This window comes from Aeromicrobium sp., assembly GCF_049586495.1.
Lineage (GTDB): Bacteria > Actinomycetota > Actinomycetes > Propionibacteriales > Nocardioidaceae > Aeromicrobium.
In genome coordinates, this window is record NZ_JBAVCB010000240.1 from 1 (window position 1) to 5637 (window position 5637).

The window sequence follows — 5637 nt, forward strand, 5'->3', positions numbered from 1 at the left end:
CCGCCAGCCACATCTTCGTGACCCGCTGACCGCTACCCCTTCCGAGGCGGCAGCGGGATGAAACCGCTGGTGCGGCGGACGTAATCCTCGTAGCCGGGCTTGGTCTTCTTCATGCCCTTCTCGTTCAAGGAGGCACCAGTGACCTTGGTCAGGAAGATCGTCATGGCGATCGGACTGAGGACGGTGAGCAAGCCGGGCAGCGAGCCGGCCACGACCAGCCAGATGCCCGTCCACACGCACGCGTCACCGAAATAGTTCGGGTGGCGGGTGTAGCGCCACAGTCCTTGGTCCATGATCTTGCCCTGATTGTCAGGGTCCTTCTTGAACTGCGACAGCTGGGCGTCGCCCACCGCTTCAAAGAAGACGCCGGTGGCCCAGACCAGGAGACCAAGGACCAGCAGCGGCGTGCTGATGCGGGCATTCTGAGCGCCGATCATCAACGGCGTCGACACCAGGAACATCGCGATGCCCTGCGGAACGAAGACCCGGGCGATGGCCACCCGTGCAAACGACCGACCATCGGCGTCCGCCATCTCGGCGTAGCGAGGATCCTCGTCCTTGCCGCGATTGCGCAGGTGCAGATAGATGGCCAGGCGGATGCCCCACATGGCCGTCATCGCCAGCAGGATCCACGGGAGGACGGAATCGCCCTCGTCACCGGCCCATGACACCACCGCCGAGGACAGCGCCACGAGCACGAAGCCGAGGCCCCACGCGGTGTCGACCACAGTGAGCTGCTGCTTGCGGACGGACCAAGCCAGGCATGCGGCCATGAAGGCCACGACCACGACCAGACCCACGAGAAGTGCGAGCAGAGCCTGGCCAAAGTCGTTGTCGATCACCCAAGCCACGCTATCGGTTCAGCTGGCATGCCGCTGGTGCCGGTGGCGCCGGGCTTGACCGCGAGGATCTGGTCGACGCCCATGCGGTTCTCCTCGAAGGCCAGCGAGCCGCCGACGAGATACAGCCGCCAGACGCGGGCCATCTCCTCGCCCACGAGGTTGACGGCCGTAGCCCAGTTGGACTCCAGATTCTCGGCCCAGGCGGTCACGGTCTGCGGGTAGTGCTCGCGCATGGCTTGGACGTCGCGGATCTCCAGCCCGGGCTCGGCGATCAGGCCGATCGTCTTGGCCAAGGGCTTCATGTGCATGTCCGGGGCGATGTAGGTCTCGATGAATGGACCGCCGCCGGGGCGGTCGCCGGGGGCGTCGTTGCTGCGGGACATCTGTTGGATCACGACTCGGCCGCCGGGGCGCAGATAGCGGTGGATGGCCTCGGTGAACACGGTGTACTCGTCGTCGCCGACATGTTCGCCCATCTCGACCGAGGCAATGGCATCGATCTGACCATCGCGCACTCCTGACTCGGACAAGTCGCGAAAGTGCCGCAGGCTGACATCGACTTGATCGGACAGGCCGCGCTCGGCGGCCCGCTTCAGCACGAAGTCACGCTGTTCTGACGACAACGTCACGCCGGTGACGTGCACGCCGTAGTGCTCGGCGGCGAACAGGGTCAGCGAACCCCACCCCGATCCGATGTCGACCATCCGCATGCCTGGCTCGAGGCCGAGCTTGCGACAGATCAGGTGCAGCTTGGCGGTCTGCGCCTCCTCGAGGGTCATCTCTGGGGTGCGATGGAATCCTGAGGAGTACGCCATGTTCGGGTCGAGGATGAGCTCGTAGAAGTCGTTCGACAGGTCGTAGTGGTGCGAGATCGCTGCACGATCGCGCTCCTTGCTGTGCAGATCGCCGGTCAGGTTGGACTCCGCCGCGGGCGGAGCGGGTCGGCGTCCGATGGCGCCGACGCGGATCGCGAGCCCGACCGCGCGGAGCACGAGTCGGGGCCGGATTCTCGGGCGACCGGCGTCGCCGTCGACGCTACGGGCATCGCGGACGGCCGACCAGAGGGTGCGCAGGCCGTCGCCGAGATCGCCGTCGACGTCGAGGTCGCCCTGCACGTAGGCGCGAGCCACGCCTAGCTCTCCGGGCTGCCACATGATGTGGCGGAGGGCTCGCTTGCGATGGATGACCAGCACCGGAGCGCCAGGCGGGCCGGCCTCGCTTCCGTCCCACGCGCGCAGGCGCACGGGAAGGGTCATGCTGAGGGTGTCCTCGGCCAGATCGAGCAGGGCTGCGGCAATGTTCACTCGCTCATTGTCCTGCGGCAGGACACGTCCTGCACGTCCAACGTGTCGCGGCCCCGCGTTCCCACTGGCATCATGGGACCCATGCAGGTGGTCGCCGGTCTGAGCAGGTGGATGGGCCGATTCGGGGCCGAGGCGCTCGGCTGGTTGCTCATCCCGGTCGGAGTCGTGTTGATGCCGGCGCCGGGTCCCGGACTGCTGATCGTCGTCGCTGGCGTCGCCTTGTTGTCGCGGCGCCATCCATGGGCACGCCGCCTGCTCGATCCACTTCGGCGCAAAGCCGTCGAGGCCGCCAGGTACGGGGTCGCCACATGGCCGCGGATCGCTCTGAGCCTGCTCGGCGTGGCGTGGCTGGTTGGTGTCGGCATCGTCTGGTGGAGCGACCCGAACATTCCCGAGTTCTCCGTGCTGGGGGTGGGCTTCGGTCCGAGCCTCCCGGCTGCGGGCTGGGTGTCAGCCGTCGGACTGTGGGTCTCGGCCGCAGCGGCGCTCGGCCTGCTGGTCTACAGCATCATTCGATGGCGAAATCCCGGCGAACCAAACGCCTGATGGCAGGAGCTGTGCTCCGGTACCGTCAGTAGATCATGATCACGTCACGCTCCTTCTGGGCCACGGTGGCAGCGTGCTTCGTGGTGTCCGTCGGGGCGACCCCGGCCGTGGCCGACGATCCGCTGGGCGACATTCCTCCGGCGGTGCTCGCCGAGGCTGCAGAGGTGCTCGACACCGCTCCAGCCCGCCGGGGATTGGAGGTCGTGGTCACGACCCGGGCCACGACCGCCTCTCGACCAGATTTCGAGACCATTGCGGTCGACAGTCGGATTGATGCGTTGGAGACGATCTCCGAGGCGCTCGAAGAGCCCGCCACGGCCGGGGTGGACATGGTCCAGCCTGCTGTCATCGCCGGGCGTGCCATTGATCCGCTGCGCACGAAGCAGTGGGGCCTGGACATGGTCCGTTGGGAAGCAGACGCCCTGCGCTACAGCACGGGAAGCGGGGTCAAGGTCGCCGTCGTCGACACCGGGGTCAAGATCGATCACGTCGACCTCAAGGGCCGGGTGATGAAGGGACGAGATTTCGTCGACCCCGGCACCAAGGCAACCGATCAAAACGGTCACGGCACCCATGTAGCCGGTGCGATAGCGGCGGCAGCAGGCAACGGGAAGTACGTGACCGGGGTGGCTCCCGCAGCGACCATCGTTCCGGTCCGAGTGCTCAACAGCCGGGGTTCGGGAGGGACCGACGACGTGGCGGCCGGCATCATGTGGGCGGCCGATCAGCGAGTGAATGTCATCAACTTGTCCTTGACCGCACCTCCGACGACCGACGTCGAGGCGGCCGTGGCATGGGCGTTGCGTCAAAACATCGTGGTGGTCGCTGCCGCCGGTAATGCTGGCTGTCCGCAGGTGGGCAGCAACCTGCCCACCTATCCGGCTGCGTACCCAGGTGTCATCGGCGTTGGTGCGGTCGATCGAGACGGATCGCCGGCGTCATTCTCCTCGTGTGGCGACTGGGTCGACGTGATGGCGCCAGGCGTGTCGATCACGTCCCTGTCGGTGAGGGACCCGAAGATCGCGGGATGCACCTCGAAGCGTTACTGGTGCTCGCTCAGTGGAACATCGATGGCAGCGCCGATGGTCTCGGCCGCCGCCGCACTGCGGATCGCCCGAACTGGCCGAACCGGCTATGACGCCTGGTTGGTCTCTGATCAGATCCTGACTGCAGCGCAGGACATGGGGGACCTCGGACGAGACAATCGGTCCGGCTTCGGACTCATCGCGATGGAGCCGCTGCTGCGCGCGAAGTGACGCGTTGGTGCCCCCGACAGGAATCGAACCTGTGACCTACCGCTTAGGAGGCGGTCGCTCTATCCGACTGAGCTACGGGGGCCTCGGCTCAGCGTAACGGGGTCATTCCACGTGCCTTAGGATTGCCTCCATGCCCGCTCCCGCCTACGCGTTCGGGGCGGTTCGCCCGAAACGTTGGGCTGTCGCGCTCGCACTGATCCTGGGTGTCGTGGGTGTCGTCCACGCAGGTGATCCCTCCGGCGCGGTCAGGGCCGATCCGACCGCGTGCACCGGCGCCCGATTGTTGCCGACCGGCACCACGGCCCACGCGATGCAGCACGACGGGCAGGTGCGCAGCTACCTGCTGCACGTTCCTCCTGGTTACGACGCCACGCAACGCACGTCCGTCGTTGCCATGTTCCACGGGCTCGGCGGCACCCCCGCGAAGATCCTGGCCGCCAGCGGCATGAATTCCTTGGCCGATCGCGAGGACTTCATCGTGGTGGCGCCGCTGGCGCGCGGCGCGATCTCACAATGGGACTTTCGCACGCCGCCCGGCGACGTCCGGTCCGACGCCCATTTCACCCGTGCCTTGGTCGCCGAGGTGCGTTCGCGCGGATGCATCGATGGCTCGAGGATCTACGCGGCCGGTTTCTCCAACGGGTCGGCGCTCGTGCTGGCCTTGGCCTGCGACGCAGAGAGTCCTTTCGCGGCCTACGGTGCCGTGTCGGGCCCGTACATGGCCCCGGACTGTGCTCGGGCCAAGCCGGCCTCGATTGCCTACTTCCACGGCATGCGCGACAAGCGGGTGCCGTACGAAGGCGCCGAGACAGTGATCGGCCCGATGCCCTCGGTGGATGACACAGTCGCTCAGTGGGTGGCGCACGACCGCTGCCCCGCTGTGGGTGCCACCACCACGGCGATCGGCGCGCTGCGTCACCTCTCGTGGCGTGGCTGCGCCGACGGATCGGCCATCTCGGTCCACGTCCTTCGCGATGAGGGCCATCGCTGGCCCGGCTCGCAGATCGACGCCAGCAGCGTGATGTGGGAGTTCTTCCAGAGCGTCGAGGGCTGAGTGACGTGACGTCAAGGACCCACCATCTCAGCGAACTCTTTCCGTCGGCCGACCTGCCGCACGTGACGTTGGGCCAAGGGCTCACGCCGGTGCACCATGCTGACCTCCCCGACCTCGACCTCGACCTGTGGGTCAAGGACGAGGGTGTGTTCGGTGACGGCGCGTGGGGTGGCAACAAGGTGCGCAAGCTCGAGTGGATCATTCCCGAGGCTCATCGCCGAGGTGCCGACACCCTGTTCACGGTGGGTGGTATCGGCACGCACTGGGGACTCGCGGCGGCTCTGTACGGGCGCGAACACGGTCTGCGCACGGTGCTCGGGTTGGTGGACCAGCCGGTCGACGACCACGTTCGCGACCAGCTGGTCCGACTGCACGACTCCGGCGCCCACCTGCACCGGCACCGCACCGTGACCGGACTCAAGCTGGCCGCGCCGGCGATCATCGCGCGGTGCCTGCTGCGCTCTCGCGGAACGCTGCCGTACTACCTGCCCGCCGGAGGATCATCGCCGGTCGGCACGCTCGGGTACGTCGAGGTCGGCCTCGAGATCGCGGCCCAGGTGGACGCTGGCGTGCTGCCAGCGCCCGACACGGTCGTCACCGCGGTCGGATCAGGCGGCACAGCAGCCGGTCTGGCC

6 protein-coding genes and 1 tRNA gene are annotated in these 5637 nt (G+C 67.3%); 4 read left to right on the forward strand and 3 right to left on the reverse strand.

The window, feature by feature from the left end; genetic code table 11:
• Positions 1-32: 32 nt before the first annotated feature.
• Together WB508_RS12300 and WB508_RS12305 are read right to left on the reverse strand one after the other, a co-directional pair.
• On the reverse strand, positions 33-842 hold the full coding sequence (locus tag WB508_RS12300; RefSeq protein WP_423845171.1) for a DUF1295 domain-containing protein: 810 nt from the start codon (positions 840-842) through the stop codon (positions 33-35).
• On the reverse strand, positions 839-2146 hold the full coding sequence (locus tag WB508_RS12305; RefSeq protein ID WP_423845172.1) for a class I SAM-dependent methyltransferase: 1308 nt from the start codon (positions 2144-2146) through the stop codon (positions 839-841). Before WB508_RS12305 ends, WB508_RS12300 begins: the two co-directional genes overlap by 4 nt.
• Before the next feature lie 72 nt (positions 2147-2218).
• On the opposite strand from WB508_RS12305, the gene WB508_RS12310 reads away from it, so the two are divergent.
• Both WB508_RS12310 and WB508_RS12315 read left to right on the forward strand, forming a co-directional pair.
• The gene (locus WB508_RS12310) at positions 2219-2692 is read left to right on the forward strand and encodes a PGPGW domain-containing protein (RefSeq protein ID WP_423845173.1); all 474 of its coding nucleotides are present in this window, start codon (positions 2219-2221) and stop codon (positions 2690-2692) included.
• Positions 2693-2727: 35 nt separating this feature from the next.
• Positions 2728-3948 (forward strand): S8 family serine peptidase, encoded by a 1221-nt coding sequence (locus WB508_RS12315; RefSeq protein WP_423845174.1) that lies wholly within the window; start codon positions 2728-2730, stop codon positions 3946-3948.
• Positions 3949-3953: 5 nt separating this feature from the next.
• Here the strand turns inward: WB508_RS12315 and WB508_RS12320 are convergent.
• Positions 3954-4030: transfer RNA gene (locus WB508_RS12320), tRNA-Arg, on the reverse strand.
• 48 nt (positions 4031-4078) lie between these two features.
• Here WB508_RS12320 and WB508_RS12325 point away from each other — a divergent pair.
• Both WB508_RS12325 and WB508_RS12330 read left to right on the forward strand, forming a co-directional pair.
• On the forward strand, positions 4079-5002 hold the full coding sequence (locus tag WB508_RS12325; protein WP_423845175.1) for an alpha/beta hydrolase family esterase: 924 nt from the start codon (positions 4079-4081) through the stop codon (positions 5000-5002).
• Positions 5003-5007: 5 nt separating this feature from the next.
• Positions 5008-5637 (forward strand): pyridoxal-phosphate dependent enzyme (locus tag WB508_RS12330; protein ID WP_423845176.1); only part of this gene is annotated, 630 nt, incomplete at its 3' end.

What these genes read in the sequence shown, in the direction of transcription:
- WB508_RS12310 (WP_423845173.1), top strand. Translation starts at nt 2,219, where the DNA reads ATGGGACCCATGCAGGTGGTCGCCGGTCTGAGCAGGTGGATGGGCCGA.
- WB508_RS12315 (WP_423845174.1), top strand. Translation starts at nt 2,728, where the DNA reads ATGATCACGTCACGCTCCTTCTGGGCCACGGTGGCAGCGTGCTTCGTG.
- WB508_RS12325 (WP_423845175.1), top strand. Translation starts at nt 4,079, where the DNA reads ATGCCCGCTCCCGCCTACGCGTTCGGGGCGGTTCGCCCGAAACGTTGG.